Source organism: Christensenellaceae bacterium 44-20 (genome assembly GCA_041223705.1).
In the GTDB taxonomy this organism is placed as follows: Bacteria; Bacillota; Clostridia; order Christensenellales; family Christensenellaceae; genus QANA01.
Genome location: JBCLQU010000001.1, coordinates 1,258,467 through 1,283,238 on the forward strand (window position 1 = coordinate 1,258,467; position 24,772 = coordinate 1,283,238).

Consider the following 24,772-nt stretch of genomic DNA (forward strand, 5'->3'; position numbering starts at 1 on the left):
TCTCCTTTTCTGCACATCGGGCCGCAGTTTTGCTATGCGGCCTGTTCTTTTTTCTTTTTGCGGTTCATGGCGCTCACCAGAAGCAGCAGCGCCATGGAGAGCAGACCCATTGCCGCCGGATAGAGGAAGCAGGCCCGCAGGCTGATGCCGTCTGCCAGCATCCCCATAAAGACGCCGACGGTTGCCCCGCCGACGCTGCTGCCCACCAGGAGCAGCGTGCTGATGCGCCCGGGATTTTCCGGGAAGGAATCGATGGCGACGCTCATCGCCAGCGGCCAGGCCGGGCCCGCGATGATGCCGAACAAAATGCACCACAGATACGAGCTCCACGCGCCGGGCACCAGCACCATCAGCAGCGCCATCAGCCCGCCGCCCAGGCAGCAGGCCGCCGCAACTTCGGCCTTTTTCTTATGGATTTTGCTGGCAAGCAGGCGCGAGAACACCATGCCGATGCCCACGATGGCAATCGTCGTGGAGGCGGCCAGCGCATTGGGATAGGCTTCCGTAAAATAGGGCTTGGCATAGCTGTTGATGCCCGATTCCACCGAGGAATACGCGAAGCCCCATGCCAAGAGCAGTAGGCCGGCCGGCGTCAGCACGGATAGGAAAGAGCCTGCGTTTTTAGGTATGCTGATGCCCTGCTCCGCATCCTGCACGCCCACTGCCGGGGAGTGCATCCAGAAAATTCCCGCCGCCACAAGCACAGAGACCAGCGTAACCGCGATATACAGCGCCCGCCAGGAGCCGCCCTGCCCGAGCACAAGCGCCATGACCAGCGGCCCGGCCACAGAGCCGGCGCTGTAAAACATCTCGGAAATGCTGGCATAGCGGCTGCTGTGCGCCGGGTCGTATTTGGAAAGCATGACCGGAACAATCGCCGGGAGCAGCGCGCCCGCGAAGCCCATGAGCGTCAGCCCCGCGACAAGCCCGATAAAATTGGGAACCAAAAGCACCAGCAGGCCGCCCACCGCGATGGCCGCCGTGCAGACGGCCGTCAGCAGGCGCTGATTTTTCTTATCGATGAGCCCGCCCAGCAGAACCGTCGAGCAGAGCCCGGCGATAAAGCCAATGCTGGAAAGCGCGCCCATCGCCGTGTTGTTCATTCCGTATTCTTCGGCGATATCCAGCAGAATGAACTGCTGGCCGCAAACCTGCAGGCCAAAGATGAACATCGTGAAATAGGCCAGCGTGCTGAAGAGACCTTTTGAATTGCGCATGTAAAACACTCCTTGCATGAATCTACAATTAGTTAGTTTACGCTTCCTGCAAGGGATTTGTCAAATTGCGCGCTTTTTATGCCTGCGCCTTGCCCCTGCGCCGCGCTGCCGCAGCCGCCGCGCCGCCGCCGACTACCGCGCCCGCCGCCGCAAACAGCACCGCCGCCCACATGGCCGTCTGCATGCCCAGCTGGTCGGAAGCCGCGCCCACCGCGAACGCCCCTACCATGCTGCCGATATTCGTAAACATCATATTTGCGCTGGAAAGCATGCCGGCATACTGGGGATAGGTTTCCAGGCCGATGCCCAGGATGGTCGGCCAGCCCGGCCCGGCGAAAAAGCCCAGCAGCACAGCCCAGACCGGGAGCAGCTGGGGGCTGGGCATCAGAATCATCAGCGCGATGCAGGCGCCTGCCCCGCAAAAGCTGCCCACCACCAGCAGGCCTTTTTGCCTGATATGGCTGGCCAAGAACCGGGAGACCACCATGGCGCCCCAGATGAGCGAGATGCACAGCCCAGCCTGCGCCCCTGCTCCCGAGACTTCAAAGAACTCCCGGGCATAGTTCATCAGGCCGGTTTCCATATTCATATACAGCGCGCTGGAGCAGAGCACCAGCAAAAAGGGCAGCGTGAGAAGGGCGCCGCGCAGAGGCGCACCCTTTTTCCCATCAGTATGCTCCTGCTGATAGCGCGTCACGCTGGGCCTGGAGCAGAAGAAGCCGGCGGCCAGGAAAATGCCCCCGGCCAGCACAATCAGATAGTGCGTCTTCCAGTGCAGGTTCAGCTGGCTGCCCAGCAAAAACGACAAAATCACCGGGGCAAGCACAGAGCCTCCCCCGCAAAAGACCTGCTCCATGCTGGCATGCTTGGCGCTTTTCTCTGGGGCAATGAGCGTCATGGCCGGGAAGATGCCCGCCTGAAGCATACCGCCGGCCACGCCTTGCAGCAGCTTGAAGCCAAAGAACCAGAAGGCATTGCCCGCCGCCAGCATGAGGGCCGTCCCCGCGGAATACAGCGCCGCACCGGTATAGAGCAGCCTGCGCTTATTGAGGCGGTCCAGCAGGGCGCTGAGCACCAGCGAGACGCACAGCGAGACCACCGTCTGCACGACGTTGACCGTGGCCATCATGGTGTTGGTAAAGCCAAACTCCATGCGGACGTCCAGAAAGATATACTGGTATCCGCCAAATTCAAACCCCGTTACCAGCCCGGTGAAATAGCAGAGGAAAATATAGAAGGCATCCCGCCCTCTCTGGCCGCCCTCTGCCCGGGCCTTGGCATACCTTGGAACATACTTCTCGGCTTTTTTCATGGTTTCTTCCTCTTATTCTTCCGCCTGCTGTGCCTGCAAAAAGGCGGCTTCTATCTCGTCATCCCGCTTTCTCTGCCGATAGGAGGCGCGGATGCCGAAATAGCCCGTCGCCAGCCCGGCCGCCGCAAAGGCCGCCACCAGATAGAAGGCGTTCCCGATGCCCGCCATATCCACCATCTTGCCCACGGCCAGGTTGCCCAGCATGGCCCCAAGGCCGCTGCCAATGCAGATGAGCGAATAGGCCTTGCCGGATTCGCGCGGGAAGGTATCCATGCCAATGGAGAGGATGGTCGGCCAGCCGGGGCCCGCAAACAGCCCGAAAACCGCGCACCAGAGCAGCGAAACCACAGGGATGCGCAAAACCGCCATGAGCAGCATGGCAATGCCGGCAAACAGGAAGCTAATGCAGACCATCTTGCCCTTATGCCGCCGCATCTTGCTGGCGATAAACCGGGTGGGCAGCATGAGCCCCCAGGCCACCGAGATGGCAAGCCCAGCGCTTTTGGGATCGTCGATCGCCTCAAAATACTGCCGGGCGTAGTTCATCAGGCCGGTCTCCATGCACATATAAAAGCCGATGGAAAGGCTGAGCATCCAAAACGCCGCCGTCCGGTAGATTTTGGCAAAATTCGGGCGCTCGGCCTGCTGGGAAACCTGCACCGTCCGCTCCAGCCGCATGGAAGTCTCGGGGCGCACCAGCGACGAGAGCGCCAGCATGAGCAGCATGGAGGCCGAGATGATCAGGTAGTGCCCCCGCCAGTTCATGCCGCCATTGCCCATGAAAACCGAGAGCGCCACCGGGGCAATCATCGCGCCGGCGCCGTAGAACACCTGGAGCATGTTGGTATATTTGTTGCTGTTCTGCGGGTCTGTGCTGGTCAAGGCCGGGTAGAGCGCCGTGGAGAGCACGTTGCCGCCGATGCCCGCGATGACCAGCGCGGCAATCGTCATGCCCGCGCCCGAGGAAAACCCGTTGCAGAGGCAGCCCAGAATATAGATGGCCCCGCCTGTAAACATGAGCTTTCTCTTATCCACTTTGTCGATAAAGCGGCTGAAGGCAAAGCTCATCATCAGCCCGACCACAGACTGCACGGATCCCAGCACAGCCATGCCCGCGTTCGTGAGCGCAAATTCATCGCGCATACTGATGATGATATACTGATACCCGGCCGTCTGCATTCCCATGACCAGGCTGATCAGATACCCCAGCGCGACAAAAAGCTTGTTGCTTTTCTTTAACATTTTCTCTTTTCCCCTCTTCTCTCAAATCTCTCTATCTCAAAGGCGAAGCCGCCCAAAATCCCTTATTTATGGTAGGTCTGCCCATGGCAGATTTTGAAGCCGCGGTAGAGCTGCTCCAGCAAAACAATACGCGCCAGGCGGTGCGGAAATGTCAGCCGAGAGAGGGAAAATTTTTCCTGCGCCTGCCTCTTCACTTCCTCCGCCAGCCCCAGAGAGCCGCCGATGACATAGCAGACGCTCTTTCCCAGCGCCTCTTTTTCGCCAAGCTTTGCCGCAAAGCCCTCGGAATCCATCTGCTCGGCCTCTACCGCCAGCACGCTGACAATATCGAAGCCTTCCGCGGCCTTTAAAACGCGCTCCCCCTCTTTTTTGAGCACGCTCTGCTTTTCCCGCTCTGTGGGCCGCTCGGGCGTGCGCTCATCGGCCAGCTCGACGATCTCCAGCCTGGCAAAGCGCGAGAGCCGCTTGGCGTATTCCTTCTGGGCTTTTAGAAAATAATCTTCCTTCATTTTGCCCACGCAGACAATGCGGATCTTCATTGCTTCCTCTTTTCTATTTGATGGTATAAAACCCGGTAACGCCCGTTCTCCTGGCCACGGCCAGCGCAATATCCTGGCCCACCCGCACGCCGTTTTGGGATAGGAAGGAGTGGGAAGTATCGTATGCCAGTTTCTTGTGGTTGTTTTCCCGGCTGACGTGCCCCAGGATGATGCCCCGCACGCCCCGCTCGGCCAGCTGCATACAGACTCTCGCGGCAGTCTCGTTGTTCAGGTGCCCCTTGGAGGAGGCGATGCGGCTCTTGATGCGGTAGGGATAGCGGCTGGCTTTGAGCATCTCGGGATCGTGGTTGGATTCCAGCAGGACGATGGAGGCCTTCTCCATGGCCCGGAGCATCTCCTCGCTCACCCGGCCGGTATCCGTCAGCACGCCCATCTTCTTGCCCCCGGCCATCAGCGCATAGCCCACAGGATCGGCCGCATCGTGCGAGAGCGGCACGCTCTGCACGCAGATTTCCCCGATATAGAAGGCGGCATCGTCGATGACGCGCATGTTTCTCGGCGGGATTTCCCCCACTTTTTTCAGCATTTCCTGCCAGGTTTTCTCGTTGGCATAAACCGGGATGCCATACCGGCGGCTGAGCACCCCCGCCCCCCGGATGTGATCGATATGTTCATGCGTAATGAGAATCGCCGAAAGCTCTGCCGGGCTTTGCCCGATCTCGGCCAGCGCCTTCTCTATCGCGCCTCCCGCCGCTCCGGCATCCACCAAAAGCTTGGTGCGCTCCGTCCCGAAAAAGGAGCAGTTGCCTGCCGAGCTGGAAAGCAGCGGCGAAAAAGATAAACTCATAATTTCCTCCATGATACTCTTCCATTATAAAGTAGCCCGCCGCTTTTGCATAGAGCAAAACGCGCTTTTTCGCTAATTTTGCCGGCGGCCATGCGCCCCCTTCGCATGGTTTGCCGCAAAAAAAGAGCCGGCATCTGCCGGCTCTTCTCCGCTCCCTGCTAGTTCTGGCTGCGGATCAGCTCGATGAGATCCGCAATCGTCTCCAGCCCTTCGCTGGTTTCGATGGTGAGATCGAACTCATCCTCCACATCCATGACGATTTCCACCATATCCAGAGAATCCATCTCCAGATCCTTGAACGAGGATTGCTCTGTAATCGTATCCGGATCCAAATCCATTTTGTCTGCGATAATCGCCTTAATTTTCTCGAATTCCATCTTTTTCCTCCCAAACGCCTTCATAATGAAATGATGATTGCACTCACATTTTACCATATGCGGCCTTTAAGTCAAGGTTTTGGGCGCGGCAAAAGAAAACTTGCAGCACTGTGGCCAGAACCGTTGAAAAATCCGCGCATTTTGTTTATCATAAAGAAAATGCCAGATCTGGCAATTTTGCGGGAGGAGGAGAGAGCATATGCTGCTGCGCGGCGCACAAATCGTCATAGAATGCCTGCTGGAACAGGGCGTGCGGGATGTCTTTGGGTATCCGGGCGGGGCGGTTCTGGGCATCTACGAGGCTCTGCACGAATATGCCGGCCAAATCCGCCACACGCTGATGACCCACGAACAGCATGCCGCCCACGCGGCCGACGGCTATGCCAGAGCCAGCGGCAAAGTCGGCGTCTGCCTGGCGACTTCCGGCCCGGGGGCGACCAATCTGCTCACCGGCCTTTCCGCCGCGTATATGGATTCCTCCCCCGTCGTCGCCATCACGGGCAACGTCGCCAAGGCGCAGATCGGCACAGACAGTTTCCAGGAGATCGATATTTACGGCGTCTCCATGCCCGTTACCAAGCACAACTTCATCGTGGGGGATATCCGCGAGCTGGCCGATACCATCCGGCAGGCTTTCTTCATCGCGGCATCCGGCAGGCCGGGGCCTGTGCTGGTGGATATTCCCCAGGATATTGCGGCGGCCAAGGCGGAGTTTTCGCCCAAAGCGCCCAAAGCGCCTGCCCGCCCGCTGCTGGCGGATGCGCTGGATTTTGCCGGCGCGGCCTTTCTCATAGAGGAGAGCCAGCGGCCGCTGCTGCTGCTGGGAGGCGGCGCGGCGCACTCGGGGGCAGAGGCCGCGGCCACGGCGCTGGCGCAAAAGCTGGGGGCGCCCATCATTCAGACGCTCATGGCCACGGGCTGCTGCGATGGCTGCCCGCAGTTTGCCGGGCTGGCAGGGGTCTACGGCACGCCCGGCGCAAACGCCCTGCTGGAGCAGTGCGACCTGCTCATCGCCGTGGGCACGCGCTTTTCGGATCGCACCATCCCCCGCCCCAAGGCGCTGGCCCGCAAAGCCAAGGTTTTGCACATCGATATTGACCCGGCCGAGATCAACAAGAATCTGAACGCGGATTTGGCCCTCATGGGCGATGCCCGGGAGATTTTGGAGCATCTGCTCCCGCTGTGCCCTGCCAAAGCGCCCGGCCTGGCGGTTCCCCCAAAGGCGCGGCCGGGCGGCCAGGGCGGCCAGCGGCTGACCCCGGAGTTTTTGCTGAAAACTCTTTCGGCGCTGGCGGGAAGCGAACAGATATACACGACGGAAGTCGGCCAGCACCAGATTTGGGCGGCCAAGCATCTGGAAATTTCCGGCCACCAGCGCTTTATCACATCGGGCGGCCTTGGGGCCATGGGCTTTGGCCTGGGGGCGGCCATCGGCGCGGCCCGGGCCAGCGGCCGGCGCATCGTCAACATCTCGGGCGACGGCAGTTTTCTCATGAACATGGCCGAGCTTTCCACCGCCGCCTATTACAACCTGCCCATCATCGAGGTGGTTCTAGATAACCGCTCGCTGGGCATGGTGCGCCAGCTTCAGAAAAACGCGCACCTGCACCTCTCCCAGGCGGATTTCGACCGCGGAGTGGACTACCCCGCCCTGGCCCAGGCGTTGGGCATCCCGGGCTTTGCCGCCAAAACCCGGCAGGAAGCCGAGCAGGCCCTGGCGCAGGCGCTGGCCTCGGGCGGCCCGGCGCTCATCGCCTGCCAAATTGCCAAAAATCAGCCGGCATAGCGCTGGCATATCATGGAAAAAGGATAGAAAGTGGGAAACATGGAAAGAAGATACGTGCTGTCGGTATTGGTGCAGAATAATTCCGGCGTCCTGGCCCGGGTTTCCGGCCTGTTTGGCCGCCGGGGATACAACATCTCGTCGCTGACCGTCGGGGAGACGCTCAACCGCCGCTATTCCCGCATGACCATCGAGCTCTACGGCAACGAGGCCACGCTGGAGCAGATCAAAAAACAGCTGGGCAAGCTGGTGGAAGTGGAAAAAATTGCGGAGATTGAGCAGGGCTCGGCCGTGTTCCGGGAGCTGATGCTCGTCAAAGTGCACGCAGAAGCGGGCAGCCGGGCGGGCATCATCGAGCTCTGCAACGTGTTCCATGCGAAAATCGCGGATCTCTCGCCCACCACCGCCACCATCGAGGCCACAAACAAGAGCGAGACCAACAACGCGCTTTTAAACCTGCTGGAGGAATACGGCATCATCGAGATCGCCCGGACGGGCATCGCAGGACTTCAGAGAGGAGAGCGCTATCTGGCGCTGGATGACAGGGAAGAGCATGAAGAGAATTAAAATTTTTGATACCACGCTGCGGGATGGGGAGCAATCCCCCGGATGCAGCATGAACCTGAATGAAAAGCTCAAAGTCGCCCGGCAGCTGGCGCGGCTCAAAGTGGATATCATCGAGGCGGGCTTTGCCGTGAGCAGCCCGGGAGATTTTGAATCCGTTCAGCGCATCGCCCGGGAAGTGCAGGGCGTGGGCATCGCATCCCTGGCGCGGTGCGTGCAAAAGGATATTGACGCCGCGGCGGAGGCGCTGCGGAAGGCGGAGCATCCGCGCATCCATGTCTTTTTGGCAACTTCCCCGCTGCATATGCAATATAAGCTGCATATGAGCCCGGAGCAGGTTTTGGAGAGCATTGAGCGGTCCGTGGCCTATGCCAGAAACCTCTGCGCGGATGTGGAATTTTCCGCGGAAGATGCCACCCGAAGCGATAAGGATTTCCTCTGCCAGGCGCTTTCGCTGGCCATCAAGGCCGGCGCCGGCACCGTCAATATCCCGGATACCGTCGGCTATTCCACGCCCAGCGAAATGGAGGAGCTGGTGCGCTATGTGCTCTCGCATACGGAGGGCATGGAGAAAGCCTGCCTTTCTGTGCATTGCCACGACGACCTGGGCATGGGCGTCGCCAACTCTCTGGCAGCAGTCGCCGCCGGGGCGGGGCAGGTGGAATGCACGGTCAACGGCATTGGCGAGCGGGCGGGCAATGCATCGTTAGAAGAGATCGTCATGGCGCTCAAAACCCGGAGCGACCGCTATGGCGCGCAGACTCGCATCGAGACTCGCCAGATTTTCCGCACCTGCCGGCATCTGGCCCGGATCATCGGCCAGCCCATCGCGCCAAACAAGGCCATCGTCGGCGCGAACGCTTTTGCGCATGAATCCGGTATCCACCAGCACGGCGTGCTGCAAAACCGGGAGACTTACGAGATCATGTCCCCCGAAGATGTGGGCATCACGGAAAACAACATCGTGCTGGGCAAGCATTCGGGGCGGCACGCCTTTTTGGAGCGGCTCTCCACCCTGGGCTATCGCCTGCCTGAAGAAGTCGCCGAAGGGCTGTTCTCCCAGTTCAAGGCGCTGTGCGACAAGAAAAAATACATCACGGATTTCGACGTCGAGGCGCTGGTGGATTCCATCTCCCAGACAAAGAAAGTCTTTGAGCTGGAGAACTATAAAATCGTCAGCGGCAACCAGGAAGATTCCATGGCTATGATCACCATGAAGGTCTACGGAGAGCGCAAGACGGCCGCGGCCCAGGCCGGCGGCCCGGTGCTGGCGGCCTATCAGGCCATCGATTCGCTCTCGCCCATTCAGATGAAGCTGGAGGATTACTCCATCAACTCGGTTACCGAAGGGCAGGATGCTCTGGGCCAGGTTACCGTCAAAGTCTCGGCCGGGGGCAGCACGGTTTCCGGCCGCGGCCTCTCCTTTGATATTCTGGAATCCTCGGTTCTGGCCTATATTCACGCGCTCAACAAGCTGCTTTCTCTCGGGGTGGCGCAATGAAGCTGGAAATACTCGATTCCACATTGCGCGACGGCGCCCAGGGCGCGGATATCTCCTTCTCGCTGAGCGATAAGCTGGCCGTCGCCCGTCAGCTGGCAAAGCTGGGCATCCCGCTCATCGAGGCAGGCAACCCCGGCTCCAACCCCAAAGATGCGGAGTTTTTTGCCGAAGCGCAAAAGCTCGCTCTGGGCGGCTCTGCTCTGGTCGCCTTTGGCAGCACCCGCCGCAAGCACACCCGCGCGCAGGAGGATGCGGCGCTGGCCGCGCTGCTCTCGGCGGGAACGGCGGCCGTCTGCATCTTCGGCAAGGCCTCGGCTCTGCATGTGGCGCATGTGCTGGAGACTTCGCCGGAGGAGAACCTCGCCATGATCGCGGACAGCGTGGGCTTTGCGCACCAGGCGGGCAGGCGGGTCATCTTCGACGCCGAGCATTTCTTCGACGGCTTTGCGGAAAACCCGGATTACGCCCTGCGCGTGCTGAGTGCGGCGGCCGAAGCCGGGGCGGATACCCTCTGCCTCTGCGATACCAACGGCGGCACCTTCCCAGAGCAAATCGGCGAAATCACGGCGCTGGTCTGCCAAAAATTCCCGGGGCACAAAATCGGCATTCACTGCCACAACGATTCCGGTCTGGCCGTGGCGGGCACCATGCAGGCGGTGTTTGCCGGGGCGGCGCATGTGCAGGGGACTCTGCTGGGATTCGGCGAACGCTGCGGCAACGCCAATCTCTCGACGATTCTGCCCAACCTTCAGCTCAAGGCCGGCTATGCCTGCATCCCGCCCGAGCAGATGGAGCGCCTGACCAGCGTCTGCCGGGCGCTGGCGGATACGGCCAACCTCTCTCTGCCCGGCAGCCTGCCCTATGTCGGCTCGGCGGCCTTTGCGCATAAGGCCGGGATGCACGTGGATGCCGTCAACAAGCTGCACGCCAGCTTCGAGCACATCTCCCCGGGCGCTGTGGGCAACAAACGCCGGCGGCTGGTGGGCGAGGTTTCGGGCAAATCCTCCCTGTTGCGGCTGGTGCGGCGCTATCAGCCGGAAATTTCCAAAAATTCCCCCAAGCTGGCCGAGATCATGGATCAGCTCAAGCGCATGGAGTTCGCGGGCTATCAGTTCGAGGCGGCAGAGGAGAGCCTGGATTTGCTCATCCGCCGCTGCCTGCATTTGCAGGAGAAATTCTTTACGCTGGATCACTATAAAATCATCGGCGAATACCCGCTGTTTGCCCAGCTTTCCCCTTCTTCGGCCATCGTCAAGGTGCGGGTGGGGCAGGAATCTTCGCTGACTTCCGCCGAGGGCAACGGCCCGGTGCACGCGCTGGATCTGGCCCTGCGGCGGGCGCTCATCCCCTTCTACCCCTGCCTGGCGGATATGCGGCTGGCGGATTATAAAGTCCGCGTGCTGGAATCGGATGCGACGACGGCCGCCGGCGTGCGCGTGCTCATCGAATCCACAGACGGCCAGCGGACCTGGCGGACGGTGGGTGTCTCCTCGGATATTCTGGAGGCCAGCTTCCTGGCGCTCTCGGATTCCATCGAGTATAAGCTGACGCTGGAAAAAGAGAAAATTTAAAAGGTTTTGCAGTCTATCAAACAGCCCGCCCAAAGACGATTTGCCTTTGGGCGGGCTGTTTGTTGGCGCCGGCGTACGCGGTAGGGTTCTGTGCTCTCCCAGCTGGCATCTTAAAACTGAATCCCGCAGAAGTTCTGCGGGATTCCTATCTTCGGCTGCGCTATCAAGTCATCTCATAAGCAAAAGAGCAGTGCCCTCCTGCACTGCTCTTTTTTTACCAGAGCTGGTTTTCGCCCAGCTCAAGCACGATATCTCCATGCTCGAAATCCGCTCTATGCCGCCTGGCTTTAGGGGAGAAAAACGCCATCATAGTTACCAGATTCAGGCTGTCGCTGCGAAAGGGCTTGTGCTTTGTCCCGCCGACGAGGCACGCGCCGGGCATCTCTTCCCATCCGCATCCTGCATAGAAGCCGGTCTTTTCCCGCGCACAGGTAAAAATGCTGAGATCGGGCGCCTGCGTGAGCATAAAATCGGCCGCCTTTTGGATTGCCCGGGAGGCCAGCCCCCTCCTTTGATACTCAGGGTGCGTTACCACTTCGCTCAGCCCATATGCCAGATAGCTTTCCCCCTTATGGTTCAGCGCGCTTTTCCTGATCCCGACATGGCAAACCGCCCTGCTGCCCTGCATCCAGAGAAACGAGGTGAAATAGGTCTCCGGGGCGGAAGGGAAAACGGCGTCTGCATCTGCCGGCCATGCGGTATCCTCCAGAGCGAGGATCTCCTCTGCAATTTTGGCATCGCAGGTTCCCTGCGGATATTGGAGCAGCTGCATCATTTCAAACATGGCTTATTTCTCCCAAGTTCCTTCGTAAAGATAATCTCCAAGGCCTCCCCCTCCAAAAGCAGGCTCCCGGCATCCCGGTAACCCAGGGCGCGGTAAAAATGCTGCGCCTGCTCGCTGGCGAGCGTGGAGGTCATCAAAAGGCCGAAGCTCTGCGCGGCCATCCGGCGCTCCCATTCCTGCATGAGCTGCCTGCCATAGCCCTTTTTCCTGTGCTCCTCCATCAGAAAGAGCAGGTTCAAAAAGGGCGTATTGTCCCAAAACAGGTTCCAGCGCAGCCAGCCGATGCGCCGGCCGCCCTCCTGCGCAATGAGAATTCTTCCCCGCTCTATCTGCGCCTCCAGCTCATCCGGGGCGATATGCCCATCGTGTTCTGATAAAAAGGCGAAATCCTCCGCCTGCGCTTTGCGAATTTCCATGTGTTTTCTCCTCCGTCTATTCCCTCATGGCCTGCCGGCGCTTTGCGAAAAACAGCAGAACCGCGGCCAGGGCGGCGATGGCCGCTCCTGCCCAGACCGTGCTCTGCGCCGTCATATGCGGAAACTGCTCCTGCTTTAGGATATAGGTGAGAAAGGCATTGGGCAGGTTGACAAAATAGGAGACAAAGAAGTTGTTCCCCGAGAGCCGGAAAGCCAGGGCAAAGCCGACTCCCACTGCGAAAAGCAGCGCCAGATCTCCCGCGCTCCGAAAGCCCGGATACCCCAAATGGTAGAGCGAAAAGAGCAGGCCAGAGGCCGCCACCGCGGCCGCGCTCCCAAACTGTCTCTCCAGGCGCGTCTGGACAAAGCCCCGGAAGAAAAACTCTTCAAAGAACGTCGTCATCATGAGCGGCAGGACTGCCACGGGCAGCCTCTCCCAGCGCAGGCTCTCCCCTGCCGCCAGCTTGGGAACGACCTGCCCGCCCACCGAGAAAAGGCAAAAGGCGCATAGCACCAGAACCTGGCGGCCGCCCAGCTTTTTCAGGCCCATTTCCTCCAGGCCCTCTCCCTTTTCTGCAATCACCCACAGCGGGAGCAGCACGCTCACCGCAAGTCCATAGAGCAGGTTATAGAAAAGATAGTATATGAAATTTTCGAACAGGCAGGCCAGGGCGATAAGCGCGATCACCGCCAGCTCCGCCGCACAGCAAAGCAGGATCAGCTTCTTTTTTTCTTGAAACAACCCCATACGCTCCCTTCCCGGCGCAGATGCGCCCCAGCTTTATGATACAGCAAATTTTTCTGCCTTTCCATAGCCCGCGGGTGTTTTTTGCGCAAGAAAACAGGTGCGGGCGCCGGGGTTCGCCCTCTCTGGAAACCGCGCCTCCGCGCACCAAAACGGCTTTTCCTTCCTTTCCACCGCTCGCGGGGGGTATACAGGAAAATAAGCTGGCATGAAAACAGCCGCGGCCTGTTTGAAACCGGCCGCGGCTGCCCGCCTGCTAAGCGCTCCTGCCCTCAGCGATAGCTCCCTGCATCTTTGACTTCTTTTGTCGCAAAGATATACCAATTTCCATCATCCATCAGCACTTCTATGGTTCCTTCGGCGCCGTACTGATAGCCATACCCAGTGCCAAAATTGCTTTGGCCATTTTTTGCCGGGATTTCAGCGCCGCCGCATTCCTCCGTGATTTCGCCGTCCATCACGCCGCAGCGTCTATGGGCGCTACTTTTGCACCCCGTATCATAGTAAACGGTGCCGCCAACCATAACTGCCGGGCAAGCATCTCCGCCGGCAGCCGCATTGCCCTCCCCTGCCGTTTTCTCAGCCCCGGCCTTATCTGCAAGGTCTTTTGCCTGCTCTTTGGCCCCGCAGCCTGCGAAGGAAAACGCAAGCATGATGCATACCATCGCCACAATTATCTTTTTCATCTTCTGCCTCCCCCATTTTGTGCGGCCGGCGCAGCCGTCGGCCATGGATTTTCCTTTATTTCTCCGCGCTCTCTTTTTGGCTCGGCAATTTCTTTGCCCGGCGCTTTTTGCCCGCGCGCACACAGAGCAGCACGGCCAGCGCGATGACTGCCAGAACGAGCAGCAGCGGCAACGCGCCCACCAGGAAGACGGCGGCATTTTCAAAGAACACGCCGATGGCCCGCAGTGTTCCGTTAAAGGCCTCGCCCATGCGGCTGCCCACGCCCTTCCTAGACGTCGCCACGCCAGAAGAGCGGACGACCTCCCGGACCTCAATGGTCAGCGTGGAATACTCCACCTGATGATCCAGATGGCGGCGCGTCCCCTTGAGCTCATCCAGCTCGGATAAAATCTCGCTCATCTCCTGCTCCAGCGCGATGATATCCTCCATCCGCTCTGCCGAGCGCAGATGCTCCTCCAGCTTGGCATAGCGCGTCTCCAAAAGCTCGATGCGCGCCTCGTTGTCGTAATAGTATTCGGTGATATCCTGCACATCCACATGCCGGCGCACGATATCCATCCGGCTGTCTGCGTCGTCCAAAAAGGCCTGGAAGCGCTCGGTCGGGATGCGGGCCACCAGCTCGCCGTATCTGCCTGCGTCGCCGTAGGCCACGGGCGCCGTGCCCGAGAGCGTCTCCCCGGCCAGATAGCCGCCCATGGCCGAAACCTGCTCCTTGAGCGCCGCGTAATCCGCCTCAAACTGCTCGCTCTCTATCTCCATCTCTCCGATATAGATGAGCTTCTGCGAAGCGCTGCCCGCGCCCATGCCAGCAATGCCGCCCTCCTGGGAACCCACATCTACCACGCTTCCGGCATTTTCAGCCGGAGCTTCGGGGCTGGAATCCGCTCCGCTGTAGCTATACTGCGCGCCTTTCTGCGCCGCGCATCCAAACAGCACTGCGGCCGCCAAAACCAAAGCCGCCAGCAAAAGAAACCCTCTAGGCATCCATCCTTTTTTCATGCCTCTCCCTCCCTTGGCTTTTTCTTTTTAGACGCCTCGTTTGGAAAAAAGTTCCCGTTTTTTTGCGGCGCGCCTGCCTGCCGCAAAAAAACCGCAAAGCCGCGCTCTTTTTTGCCGGAATATGCTATAATGGGTTTACTAATTTCGCAAAGGAGAAAGGCCATGGAGGCGCTCAAAAACCGCATTTTATCCGAAGGCAAGGTTTTGCCCGGAAACATTCTGAAAATCGACGGATTTTTAAACCATCAGCTGGATATTTCCCTGCTCTGCCAGATTGGCCAGGAATTTGCCCGGCGCTTTTCGGGCAGGCGCATCGATAAAATCCTGACGATTGAGGCTTCGGGCATCGCCGTCGCCTGCATCGCGGCCCAGTATTTCGGCAACCTGCCCGTGGTGTTTGCCAAAAAGGCCAAATCCGGCAATCTGGATGCCCGGGGCCTCCTGCAAAGCGAGATTTATTCCTATACCTACCAAAAGCCCGTCATGCTGACCGTCTCCAAAGACTGGCTGCAACCGGGGGAAAAGGTGCTGGTGATAGACGATTTTCTGGCCAACGGCGAGGCGCTTCGGGGCTGCATCGACCTGCTCGGCCAGGCCGGGGCAGAGCTTGCGGGCGTGGGTATCGCGGTGGAAAAGGGATTCCAGGGAGGCGGCGACAGGCTGCGCGGCATGGGGATAGACGTGCAGTCGCTGGCCATTGTGGACAGCCTGGTTGGCGGCGTCATCCGCTTCCGGCAGGAGTAAGGGGGGCGGCTATGCCAATCGAGATTCAGACACAGCGGCTGGTTCTGCGGCCGCTGGGCACAGGGGATTTGCAGAGCGTGCACGCCTATGCTTCGGACGCCGAGACCACGGCCTATATGCTGCGGCTCCCAAACCGCACGCTCCAGCAAACCCGGCAGTTTCTGCTCTGCGCCGAGCAGGAATGGCAGAGGCAAAGCCCGCGCTTTTATGAATTTGCCATCACGCTGGCCGGGCGGCAGATCGGCGCAGTCTCCCTCTATTTGGAAGAGGAGGAGCCTGCCGGCGAGCTGGGCTGGATTTTGCACAAACGCCATTGGCGCCAGGGCTTTGCCACCGAGGCCGCGCTGGCCATCCGGGAATTTGCCCGGGGCCTTGGGCTCCGCCGCCTGACGGCGCACTGCGACGCCAGAAACACCGCTTCCCGGCGTGTAATGGAAAAAATTGGCATGGCATTGGAGGATGACACCGGAACCCGGGTTTATCCAAACACCGGGGAAACCGCCCGGGAACTGCTCTTTGGCATGGCGCTCCAGCCCGAATAGCCACTTTCCGGCGCCCTGGCGGCGCCTTTTTTTACCTCGAAAATTTTGCTACAAAGTTTGTCTATTTGTAGGGAAAATAGTATAATTATGTCATATCAGCTATTATTCTATTTTATTTGAGGTATGTTGTAACATGGTAACGATTCGAGAGGTGCAGACCCGCAAAGACCGCAAGCGGTTTATCTGCTTTCAAAACCAGCTCTACCGGGATACGCCGCAGTATATCCCCACGCTGCTTTCCGACGAGCTGGCAAACCTGAACCCAAAGAAGAACCCGGCCTTCGAATACTGCGAAATGCGCTTTTTCCTGGCCGAGCGGGACGGGAAAACCGTCGGCCGCATCGGCGGCATCATCAGCCATAAGGCCAACGAGATTTGGGGCGTGCGCACCATCCGCATCACCCGCATGGATTTTATCGACGACGCGCAGGTCGCGGATGCGCTGGTGGAGACCATCGCCGCCTGGGGCAGAGAGCAGGGCATGGAGCGCATCATCGGGCCCATCGGCTTCTGCGATCTGGATAAGGAGGGCATGCTCATCGAGGGATTCGATCGGCCGGGCATGTTCATCACCTACTACAACTTCCCCTACTACGCGGAGCACATGCGGCGCATGGGCTTCGGCAAAGAGGTGGACTGGACCGAGCACATCGTCTATGTGGATGGGCACAACCAGGAGCGGTTGGATAAAATCTGCCAGCGCATTTTGCAAAAGGGCAGCTTCACCGTCCGCCAGTTTGCCAGCAAGGCCGAGCTAAAGCCCTATATCCCCCAGATTTTCGATCTCGTCAACTCGGAATACCAAAAGCTCTACGGCGTCGTCCCCATCAGCGAAAAGCAGGTTTCCTACTATGCCGGCCAGTTTTTGACGCTCATCAACCTAAACTATCTCTCGGTCATCCAGGATGCGCAGGGAAAGCTGGTGGCGTTCGGGCTGGTCGCCCCCAGCATGGCCGAGGCCATGCGCAAAAACCGGGGCAGGCTGCTTCCCTTTGGCTTCGTGCATCTGCTAAAAGCCATCCGCCGCCCTAAAATTTTAGATATGTATCTGGTCGCCGTGCATTCGGCCTACCGCAACACTGGGCTCTCCTGCGTGCTTTTGGGGGAAGTTACCAAAAACGCCGCCAAAAACGGCATTGCCTATGCCGAGACTGGCCCGCAGCTGGAAAACAACTACAATATTCAAGGTCTGTTTGCCTACTATCGGGCAGACCGCGAGGTGCGCCGCAGAAGATGCTGGGGAAAATCTCTGTAGCCGGCAAGGCAGCGGCGGTTCTCCGGCTCCCGGCGCCCCAAAACGCGCGAAACTGACAGGATACTGACAAGAATTTGCCAATAGTTATCCACATTTGTGCATCATTTCGTGGATAACTGCAACCCCCCCGGCCTTACCGGGGGTTTTGCATGGGCATCCTCGGAGAATATTGACAAACCTCATTGCCTGGGCAACTTTCGCGCCGGCCAGACGCAGGACTGCCGCAGTTTTTCTTTTTCTCGCGCTCCTGCCGCTTTAAAATCCATGCGCCGGGCTTGTCTTTTAGGAAAAAACAGGATATAATAGCAATGTACCAGGTTACAAAAGAATCAAAAGGTTTCTTAAACTAATCAAAGGAGAAAGAATATGGATACCAAACAAATTCTGATTCAGGCTGGCAACCATGTTGCGGAAGGGCTTTCCAAGATTGATCCGGCGCAAGTTGATGCAATGGCAAAGGGAATCGCGAAAGCAAACCGCGTGTTCGTTTCCGGCTGGGGCCGTGCGGGCAACGTCGCCGGCATTCTGGGCATGGATATGTCTCAGGTAGGCAAGCTGGTTTACCGCGTTGGCGATAACAACACGCCTTCCATCCACGAGGGGGATATTCTTCTTGTCATGTCCGGCTCGGGCAACACCAAGACCATCTCCATCATCGCCCAGGAAGCGAAAGATTTCGGCGCAGAGGTTGGCCTGATTTCCACCAGCGCAGAATCCATCATCGGCGAGATCGCGGATTACAACATCGTTATCCCCAAAGTCGATACTCCCATGAACAGAATCATGGCTGAGAAGCGGCCGCAGAAGGATCCAAAATTCAAAGGCACCGCCGGCACCCGCGAGAACTGGGATCTGACGGACGAGGAGAGAGCGCAGATGACGCTGGAGCAGATGGAAATTACCTACCAGATCGCTTTCGTTCTCAACGAAGTCATCCAGCACAAGGTAATGGAAGAGATCGGCGAGACGGTTGAGTGCGTCCACTACTACCACAACAGCCTTGAATAAGCGAAGGGAGAATATTTAAAATGTTAGACGCTAAGAAAATGCTGGATTGTGCCGGCAAAAATATTTCTGAAATTCTAAATATGGTTGACCCCGCCCAGATCGAGGAAATTGCGACGGCTCTCGCTGAAGCAAAGCGCGTATTCACCGCTGGCTGGGGCCGTGCGGGCAACATCATCCGCATCCTGGGCATGGATATGTCCCAGATTGGCAAGACTGTCTTCTGCGTCGGCGACAACGGCACGCCTTCCGCGCATCCCGGCGACCTGCTCATCATCAACTCCGGCTCGGGCAACACCAAGACCATCGCTGTGCTGGCTCAGCAGGCAAAAGAGCAGGGCTTGAAAGTCGCCCTCATCTCGGGCGCTGCTCCGGATGCTTCCATCATCGGCAAGATCGCTGATATCAACGTTACGGTTCCCAGACTCAAAAACGAGTTCCGCCCGCCTGTTGATAATTCCAAGTCCAAGAACAAGGGCCTTGGCGAGCGCATGGATTGGGGCCTTTCCGACGAGCAGAGAGAAGAGATGGCTTATACGGAAGTTACCGGCTACTACGAAGCCGCTTTCGCTCTCAACGAAGTCATCCGCAAGTTCGTCATGGAGAAAATCGGCGCCAAAACCGAAGACATCATGTACTACCACAACAACCTCGAGTAAGGTGCACAAAAGGGGCGGGAATTTCCCGCCTCTTTTTTTATTCATTTAATTTTGGGAGGATTTATCATGCACCCCTTAACTGATTCGGATCGCCGTCTGCTGGCCGCGGCCCAGGAGGCCATCCGCCAAAACTACGACGCCAGCTCGCACCTGCATACCGTAGGCGCGGCTGTGCGGTGCAAAAGCGGCAAAATTTATACCGGTGTTAACGTCTATTCCCTGCATGGAGCGTGCGCAGAGCAGGTAGCCATCGGCGCCGCCATCACAAACGGCGAGCGGGAGTTCGAGGCCATCGTAGCCGTGCGCGGAGAGGATGGGCAGGAGATTCTCCCGCCCTGCGGAAACTGCCGTCAGATGCTCTGCGACTATATGCCGGACTGCGCCGTCATCCTGGATCTTTGCGGTGAGCAAAAAAAAGCTTCCCGCCCGGGAGCTGCTGCCCTTTGCATACGGCGTGCAGAAGTAGTCTGCGCGGCATGAGCAAGGGGCGAAGGTCAAGGGCGGCGCCTAATCATGGGGCTGCGCCCCATACCCCTTTACTTAGCAGGGCAAATGGAGAAAAACAGCTAAAATCATCTGCCCTTTTCCCGCCATGCAAATGCGGCATCTGCACCGGGCCCTGCGCGCAAAATTCTTCTGCTCTGCCTACTCCCCTTTTTCGGCAAAGGCAGCCAGCCCCGCTTTTTGTCAAAATTTCGCCTTATCCAAGGCTTTTTTCTTGTATATTTGCCCGAAGTAGTGTAAAATAAATATTTGTAATTTTGATATTAACGGGGCAGGCGCCCTGTGGGATAAGTTTTGAAAGAAGGCTGAAGAATTTGAGAAGAGAAGATTTACGCAATATCGCCATTATCGCGCACGTCGACCACGGCAAGACGACGCTCGTCGACGAAATGCTCCGCCAGGGCGGCGTGTTCCGGGAAAACCAGGTGGTGAATGACCGCGTCATGGACAGCGGCGATTTGGAGCGGGAGCGCGGCATCACGATTCTTGCCAAAAACACCGCGGCCATGTATAACGGCACCAAAATCAACATCGTCGATACCCCCGGGCACGCGGATTTTGGCGGCGAAGTGGAGCGCGTGCTTAAGATGGTCAACGGCGTGCTGCTGGTGGTGGATGCCTTTGAAGGCCCCATGCCCCAGACGCGCTTCGTCTTGCAGAAGGCGCTGGAGCTCAACCACAAAATCGTCGTGGTCATCAACAAAATCGACCGCCCCGACGCCCGGCCGGACGACGTGGTGGATGAGGTGCTGGAGCTGCTGCTGGAGCTGGACGCCAGCGACGAACAGCTGGACAGCCCGGTTGTGTTCTGCTCGGCCAGAGAGGGCACGGCCAGCCTCTATTCCCGGGAAAAGGGAACGGATTTGAAGCCGCTGTTTGAATCCATCGTGAGCCATATCGACCCGCCCGAAGGCGACCCGGAGGCGCCGCTTCAGGTGCTGGTCTCTTCCATCGATTTCAACGACTACGTCGGCCGGCTGGCCATTGGCCGCATCGAAAACGGCACGATCCGCCAGGCGCAGGAAGTCGCCCTCTGCGACCATCACAACGCTTCCATCGCCGGCAAGGCCAAGCTGACGGCCATCTACCAGTTCGACGGCCTGGGTCGCCAGCAGGTTGCCGAGGCAAAAGCCGGGGACATCGTCTGCTTCTCGGGCATCGAAAACGTCAACATCGGCAACACCATCTGCGCGCCGGATCACATCGAGGCGATTCCCTTCGTGAAAATCTCCGAGCCGACGGTGGAGATGACCTTCTCGGTCAACAACAGCCCCTTCGCCGGCCGCGAGGGCAAGCTGGTTACCTCCCGCCACATCCGGGATAGGCTGCAAAGCGAGCTCAAGAAAGACGTTTCCCTGCGCGTCGAGGATACGGATTCGGCGGACTCCTTCCGGGTTCTGGGCCGGGGCGAGATGCACCTCTCCATCCTCATCGAGACCATGCGCCGGGAGGGCTTCGAGCTGCAGGTCAGCGCGCCAAAGGTGCTCTATAAGGAGATCGACGGCGTGCGCTGCGAGCCCATTGAGCGGCTGGTGGCAGACGTCCCCGAGGCATCGGTGGGCAGCGTCATCGAAAAGCTCAGCGCCAGAAAGGGCGAATTGCAGCATATGCACCAGGCGGGTTCCCGCATGAAGCTGGAGTTCCTCATCCCCTCCCGCGGCCTATTTGGCTATTCCAATGATTTTCTGACGGATACCAAGGGCGAAGGCATCATGAGCACGATTTTCGAGGGCTACGAGCCCTATAAAGGCGAGATTTCCAAGCGCGCGCTGGGCTCGCTCATCGCGTTTGAGAGCGGCGAGGCCGTTACTTACGGGCTGTATAACGCCCAGGATCGGGGCACGCTGTTCATCGGCGCGGGCACGCCGGTCTATGGCGGCATGGTGGTCGGCTGTTCGCCCAAGGGCGACGACATCGTCGTCAACGTCTGCAAGCGCAAGCACATGACCAACATCCGGGCTTCGGGCAGCGACGACGCTCTGCGCCTGACGCCGCCCCGGATTTTCAGCCTGGAGGAGAGCCTGGAGTTCATCGAGGACGACGAGCTCGTGGAGGTTACCCCCAAAAGCATCCGCATCCGCAAACGCATTTTGGATCACCAGATGCGCCTGCGGGCTAATTTGAAGAAGTAGGAAAGGGCAAGGGCTTAGAGGCATTTTGATACGATGCTCTGCACAAAAACAGCGAGAGCATAACAAGGCGGAAGGAGATGCCGCCCCAGTATAAAAAACCCCAAAAATCCATATAGAGAAATAGGGCCCGTCTGCATGGCGCTGTTTCAGGCAATCCCAAATGCCACCCCAAAAAATAAGCAAGCTCCGCTGGCCAAAACGGCCGCGGAGCTTATTTCATGCGGCGCCGCTCTATCGGCGCAATTCATTTAAAATGGGTTCGAGATATTTTTTATCCGTCCAATCGCAGGGGGCATCCCCGGCTGCCATGAGCGCTTTTTCCCAAGCCTCGTAATCCGCAGGGTCTTTCTTGCCGACCGCCCTGCGCAGCATTTTGCACAGATTTCTATCCACAAAGCTCATGCGCGCCAGATCCCACGCCCCTCTGCAATAGCAGCAGGGAATGCGCGCGAGCTCGCCCTTCATATTGTGCTGGACGATCTGCTCAAATGCCGCCGGCTCATACGGCGAAGCGCCCACGCCAAACACGACCACCCGCTTGCCCTTCAGCAGCTGCCAATTCTTTTTCAGAAAGGATAATCCGGCGATTCCAGAGGCATAGATGCCGCCGCCGAGAATCAGCGCATCGGCCTGCCCAAGGTCTTCTGCCCGGGCTTTTTTGGTTTCCACGCAGGCAAAGCCGGTCTCCTCGGAAAGCCAGCCTGCATATTTGGCCGTGGCGCCGTATTTGGATTGAAACAAGATGATTCCTCTCACTGCACGCTCCTCCTCTGCCCCGATAAGGCAGTGCACTGCCGGGCGGGCACGTCCGCAGGCCGGCAAAGGGCTAATACCCCATGGTTCCTTCCAGGGATTCGTCGTTTTCGATCCAGTCTTTGGCGACGTCGACCACGCGGTAGCTATCCTTGGTATCCCGGATATAGACCGTCTTTATGCCGGCGTTGATGACCATGCGCTTGCACATGGAGCAGCTGGAGGAGTTTTGCACATATTCCCCGCTCCTTACCTCGATGCCCGTCAGGTAAAGCGAGCTGCCGATCATCTCGTGCCGCGGCGCGCTGATGATGGCGTTGGCCTCGGCATGGACGCTCCGGCAGAGCTCATAGCGCTGGCCCCTTGGAATCTGCAGTTTCTCCCGGATGCAAAAGCCGATATCCGAGCAGTTTTTGCGCCCGCGCGGCGCGCCGACGTAGCCCGTGGAGATGACCTCGTCGTTCTTGACGATGACTGCGCCATACAGCCTGCGCAGGCAAGTCCCCCGCTGGGCGACGACCTCGGCCAGATCCAGATAGTAGTTTACTTTATCTCTGCGTTCCATTTTCCCTACCCCGCTTTATTCAATATCTTCCACAATTTCGCTGGGCGGAAGCTCCAGCGCCTCGGGACGGCGCAGCATCGCTTTGAGCAGCCGCAGGCCGGAGGCGAAATAGAATCCATCGCAGATGCGCTCGTCGGTTACGAACGTGAAATCCACATAGTGGCGCTCTTTGGCATTGCCATCCCGGTCCATCTCCCAGCGCTTGTATTTGGCGCCAAAGGAGCAGAACACCGGGACGTTGCCAAAATCATACAGATGGTGATAGATGGGCGGGATGCCCAGCGAGCCCATGCTCGTGATGAAAAAGGAGCCGTGGAAGGGGCTGATTTTGGTCAGCGCCCGGGGCAGCCAGCCGAAATAATCCATGAACTTGAGCAGCCAAACCGCGAATTTGAGCAGCAGGCCAGGGATTTTCTTGAGCGCGCCGGCCGTCTTATCAAAGCCACCGCCCGGGTTATCCCGATAGTCTGTGATGACTTTGTTGAGCTGCTCCTCGATATCGAACACCGTGGCATCCTTGCCCACTGTGATTTTGACGACGGTATCCGGCGAATCCAGCCGCATCTCTTTCTTGATGGTCAGCACGATTTCCACATAGTCATCCCGGGTAAAAGTCTTTTGCCCGGAGATAAAGCGGTTGATGGCCGGGCGCTGCGCCACCAGGCGCACATATGCCGCGATGATCAGGTGCATCAGGCTGATTTCCCTGCCCTCTTTGCGCTTTTGGCGGATATATTCCTCGATGGGCTCCATCTCGATGGTATCCCTGACATAGTTGGAGGAGCCGATCCGGTCTTTCATGATATAGGCCGCGACGCCCTCCATCGGCCCGCGGGTACGCACCCGGCGGCCGTCGTTTCGATCACCAAAACGACGCTTGCGCTTTGGCAGCGTTTGCTGATTTTCCATTCTCTTCTCCATAAAACATCAAATAATTACAAAAACTCTTATGCACATTGTAAAACAAAACGGACGGCGCTGTCAAATAGGGCGCGGCCTTTTGGGAGAAGATGGACGCGCCCCTTCCATGCCTGGCAAATTTATAAAAATGCGCAGAATCCTTTTTTAAGAATTGCCAAAGAATGCCTGCCCTCCGCCCTTTTCTGCTATACTGGACGTATACAACGCGCTTTGGAGGATGCCTTTTTGGACAAGATTCTATTCTATCTCGAAAAATATGCACAGCTCATGCTGCCCTATCTGGCTGTTTTCGTTCCGCTCTATTTGCTGGCCCGGGGATGCCTGCTTTTGCGCCGGAAAAAGCCCATGGAGTTTAGGCGCGAGCTTTGCCTGGGGCTGTTGGCGCTCTATGCCTTATTTGTTTTGGCGATTACCGTGCTGCCCGAAATCAGCCTCTTCCACGGAATCCGCTTTTCCTACCCCGACGGCAGCTTTGGGCCGCATAATGCCGGAGTACAGCCAATTCCTGGAAATTTCCTGCGTTATCTGGGCTTTTCCCTGAAATATCTCGGGGGCGGCGCGCTGGTGGCGCTGATTGGCAATCTCTTCCTGTTCACGCCCATGGGTTTTCTGGCTCAGCGCTGTTTTGGCGGGGCGTGGTGGCAATATCTTCTGGCAGGTGCGGGGATTTCACTGGGCATTGAGCTGTTTCAGCTGCTGCTCCCTCGGGCGACGGACATCGACGACCTGATTTTCAACGCGCTAGGTATGCTGGGCGGCTATTTTCTGGGAAGGGGATACGCTCGGCTGGCGGGTAGGAGAGAGGCGAGGGCGTGCAAAAAGGTCAAGGACAATGAGTAATCATGGGGCAAAGCCCCATACCCCGATACCTGGCTCAATGGATGGCGGGAAGCGCCAAGCTTGTGCGCGGGCTGTTGGGTTTTCTTCTCAAAAGGGAAAGGCCAATGGCAAACATGGGGCAGAGCCCCATACCCCATTACTGGGAAAGGGATAGTTTGCCGGCTCCTGCGGAAGGCGGCCTCAACTGCCAGGATGCGGGAAGCGCCAGGCTTGCGCGCAGGCCCAGCGCTCCTGCCCGTTCACTTGGTCGAATATGGGGTATGGAGTGAAACCCCATGTTGAAAAAGCGCCCTTGACCTTGGCGGCA

General features: G+C 58.5%; 26 protein-coding genes. 12 read left to right on the plus strand and 14 right to left on the minus strand.

What is annotated here, in order from left to right; all coding sequences use genetic code 11:
• Window positions 1–32 precede the first annotated feature (32 nt).
• The 6 genes from AALG83_06610 to AALG83_06635 form a co-directional block, all read right to left on the minus strand.
• The gene (locus AALG83_06610) at window positions 33–1,217 is read right to left on the minus strand and encodes an MFS transporter (GenBank protein MEY8382827.1); all 1,185 of its coding nucleotides are present in this window, start codon (window positions 1,215–1,217) and stop codon (window positions 33–35) included.
• A 76-nt stretch (window positions 1,218–1,293) separates the two neighbouring features.
• Window positions 1,294–2,529 (minus strand): MFS transporter, encoded by a 1,236-nt coding sequence (locus AALG83_06615; GenBank protein ID MEY8382828.1) that lies wholly within the window; start codon window positions 2,527–2,529, stop codon window positions 1,294–1,296.
• A gap of 12 nt (window positions 2,530–2,541) precedes the next feature.
• A complete protein-coding gene (locus AALG83_06620; protein MEY8382829.1) occupies window positions 2,542–3,771 on the minus strand; it encodes an MFS transporter in 1,230 nt (409 codons plus the stop codon).
• Window positions 3,772–3,833: 62 nt separating this feature from the next.
• Window positions 3,834–4,310: a 23S rRNA (pseudouridine(1915)-N(3))-methyltransferase RlmH gene (gene rlmH, locus AALG83_06625; GenBank protein MEY8382830.1), complete on the minus strand. Its 477-nt coding sequence runs from the start codon at window positions 4,308–4,310 to the stop codon at window positions 3,834–3,836.
• Window positions 4,311–4,323: 13 nt separating this feature from the next.
• Window positions 4,324–5,118, minus strand: a complete 795-nt coding sequence (locus AALG83_06630) for an MBL fold metallo-hydrolase (GenBank protein ID MEY8382831.1) — start codon at window positions 5,116–5,118, stop codon at window positions 4,324–4,326.
• Window positions 5,119–5,276: 158 nt separating this feature from the next.
• Window positions 5,277–5,495, minus strand: coding sequence for an acyl carrier protein (locus AALG83_06635; protein ID MEY8382832.1), 219 nt, complete (start codon window positions 5,493–5,495; stop codon window positions 5,277–5,279).
• A 199-nt stretch (window positions 5,496–5,694) separates the two neighbouring features.
• Between AALG83_06635 and ilvB the strand changes: the two genes are divergently transcribed.
• From ilvB to cimA, 4 genes are read left to right on the plus strand one after another with little or no spacing between them, the layout of a single operon-like run.
• Window positions 5,695–7,281 carry a biosynthetic-type acetolactate synthase large subunit gene (gene ilvB / locus AALG83_06640; protein ID MEY8382833.1) on the plus strand — a complete coding sequence of 529 codons (1,587 nt, stop codon included), beginning with the start codon at window positions 5,695–5,697 and terminating at the stop codon, window positions 7,279–7,281.
• Window positions 7,282–7,320: 39 nt separating this feature from the next.
• Window positions 7,321–7,845, plus strand: a complete 525-nt coding sequence (ilvN, locus tag AALG83_06645; GenBank protein MEY8382834.1) for an acetolactate synthase small subunit — start codon at window positions 7,321–7,323, stop codon at window positions 7,843–7,845.
• Entirely contained in the window at window positions 7,832–9,343 is a 1,512-nt protein-coding gene (locus AALG83_06650; GenBank protein MEY8382835.1) for a 2-isopropylmalate synthase, read from the plus strand. Before ilvN ends, AALG83_06650 begins: the two co-directional genes overlap by 14 nt.
• Complete coding sequence (gene cimA / locus AALG83_06655) at window positions 9,340–10,914, plus strand: citramalate synthase (protein MEY8382836.1); 1,575 nt, start codon at window positions 9,340–9,342, stop codon at window positions 10,912–10,914. The genes AALG83_06650 and cimA overlap by 4 nt, the downstream gene beginning before the upstream one ends.
• Before the next feature lie 214 nt (window positions 10,915–11,128).
• On the opposite strand, the gene AALG83_06660 is transcribed toward cimA, so the two are convergent.
• The 5 genes from AALG83_06660 to AALG83_06680 form a co-directional block, all read right to left on the minus strand.
• Entirely contained in the window at window positions 11,129–11,698 is a 570-nt protein-coding gene (locus AALG83_06660; GenBank protein MEY8382837.1) for a GNAT family N-acetyltransferase, read from the minus strand.
• Window positions 11,686–12,114, minus strand: coding sequence for a GNAT family N-acetyltransferase (locus tag AALG83_06665; protein ID MEY8382838.1), 429 nt, complete (start codon window positions 12,112–12,114; stop codon window positions 11,686–11,688). Before AALG83_06665 ends, AALG83_06660 begins: the two co-directional genes overlap by 13 nt.
• Before the next feature lie 16 nt (window positions 12,115–12,130).
• On the minus strand, window positions 12,131–12,862 hold the full coding sequence (locus AALG83_06670) for a CPBP family intramembrane glutamic endopeptidase (GenBank protein MEY8382839.1): 732 nt from the start codon (window positions 12,860–12,862) through the stop codon (window positions 12,131–12,133).
• Between the two features lie 269 nt (window positions 12,863–13,131).
• Entirely contained in the window at window positions 13,132–13,545 is a 414-nt protein-coding gene (locus AALG83_06675; GenBank protein MEY8382840.1) for a hypothetical protein, read from the minus strand.
• Between the two features lie 55 nt (window positions 13,546–13,600).
• Complete coding sequence (locus AALG83_06680; GenBank protein ID MEY8382841.1) at window positions 13,601–14,545, minus strand: DUF4349 domain-containing protein; 945 nt, start codon at window positions 14,543–14,545, stop codon at window positions 13,601–13,603.
• Between the two features lie 162 nt (window positions 14,546–14,707).
• Between AALG83_06680 and AALG83_06685 the strand changes: the two genes are divergently transcribed.
• The 7 genes from AALG83_06685 to typA all read left to right on the plus strand — a co-directional run bounded on the left by AALG83_06685 (window position 14,708) and on the right by typA (window position 21,386).
• Window positions 14,708–15,289 (plus strand): xanthine phosphoribosyltransferase, encoded by a 582-nt coding sequence (locus tag AALG83_06685; protein MEY8382842.1) that lies wholly within the window; start codon window positions 14,708–14,710, stop codon window positions 15,287–15,289.
• Between the two features lie 11 nt (window positions 15,290–15,300).
• Window positions 15,301–15,831, plus strand: a complete 531-nt coding sequence (locus AALG83_06690; GenBank protein MEY8382843.1) for a GNAT family N-acetyltransferase — start codon at window positions 15,301–15,303, stop codon at window positions 15,829–15,831.
• Window positions 15,832–15,964: 133 nt separating this feature from the next.
• Entirely contained in the window at window positions 15,965–17,086 is a 1,122-nt protein-coding gene (locus tag AALG83_06695) for a hypothetical protein (protein ID MEY8382844.1), read from the plus strand.
• A gap of 366 nt (window positions 17,087–17,452) precedes the next feature.
• Complete coding sequence (locus tag AALG83_06700; protein ID MEY8382845.1) at window positions 17,453–18,094, plus strand: SIS domain-containing protein; 642 nt, start codon at window positions 17,453–17,455, stop codon at window positions 18,092–18,094.
• A 20-nt stretch (window positions 18,095–18,114) separates the two neighbouring features.
• Window positions 18,115–18,750 (plus strand): SIS domain-containing protein, encoded by a 636-nt coding sequence (locus AALG83_06705; GenBank protein MEY8382846.1) that lies wholly within the window; start codon window positions 18,115–18,117, stop codon window positions 18,748–18,750.
• A 66-nt stretch (window positions 18,751–18,816) separates the two neighbouring features.
• On the plus strand, window positions 18,817–19,230 hold the full coding sequence (locus AALG83_06710; GenBank protein ID MEY8382847.1) for a cytidine deaminase: 414 nt from the start codon (window positions 18,817–18,819) through the stop codon (window positions 19,228–19,230).
• Between the two features lie 338 nt (window positions 19,231–19,568).
• Entirely contained in the window at window positions 19,569–21,386 is a 1,818-nt protein-coding gene (typA, locus tag AALG83_06715; GenBank protein ID MEY8382848.1) for a translational GTPase TypA, read from the plus strand.
• A gap of 231 nt (window positions 21,387–21,617) precedes the next feature.
• Here the strand turns inward: typA and AALG83_06720 are convergent, their stop codons facing one another.
• The 3 genes from AALG83_06720 to AALG83_06730 form a co-directional block, all read right to left on the minus strand.
• Entirely contained in the window at window positions 21,618–22,142 is a 525-nt protein-coding gene (locus AALG83_06720) for a flavodoxin domain-containing protein (protein ID MEY8382849.1), read from the minus strand.
• A 70-nt stretch (window positions 22,143–22,212) separates the two neighbouring features.
• Window positions 22,213–22,704, minus strand: coding sequence for a cytidine deaminase (locus AALG83_06725; protein ID MEY8382850.1), 492 nt, complete (start codon window positions 22,702–22,704; stop codon window positions 22,213–22,215).
• Window positions 22,705–22,719: 15 nt separating this feature from the next.
• Window positions 22,720–23,613, minus strand: a complete 894-nt coding sequence (locus AALG83_06730) for a hypothetical protein (protein ID MEY8382851.1) — start codon at window positions 23,611–23,613, stop codon at window positions 22,720–22,722.
• A 237-nt stretch (window positions 23,614–23,850) separates the two neighbouring features.
• Here AALG83_06730 and AALG83_06735 point away from each other — a divergent pair, with 237 nt between their 5' ends.
• Entirely contained in the window at window positions 23,851–24,465 is a 615-nt protein-coding gene (locus tag AALG83_06735) for a VanZ family protein (GenBank protein MEY8382852.1), read from the plus strand.
• The last annotated feature ends 307 nt before the right edge of the window (window positions 24,466–24,772 follow it).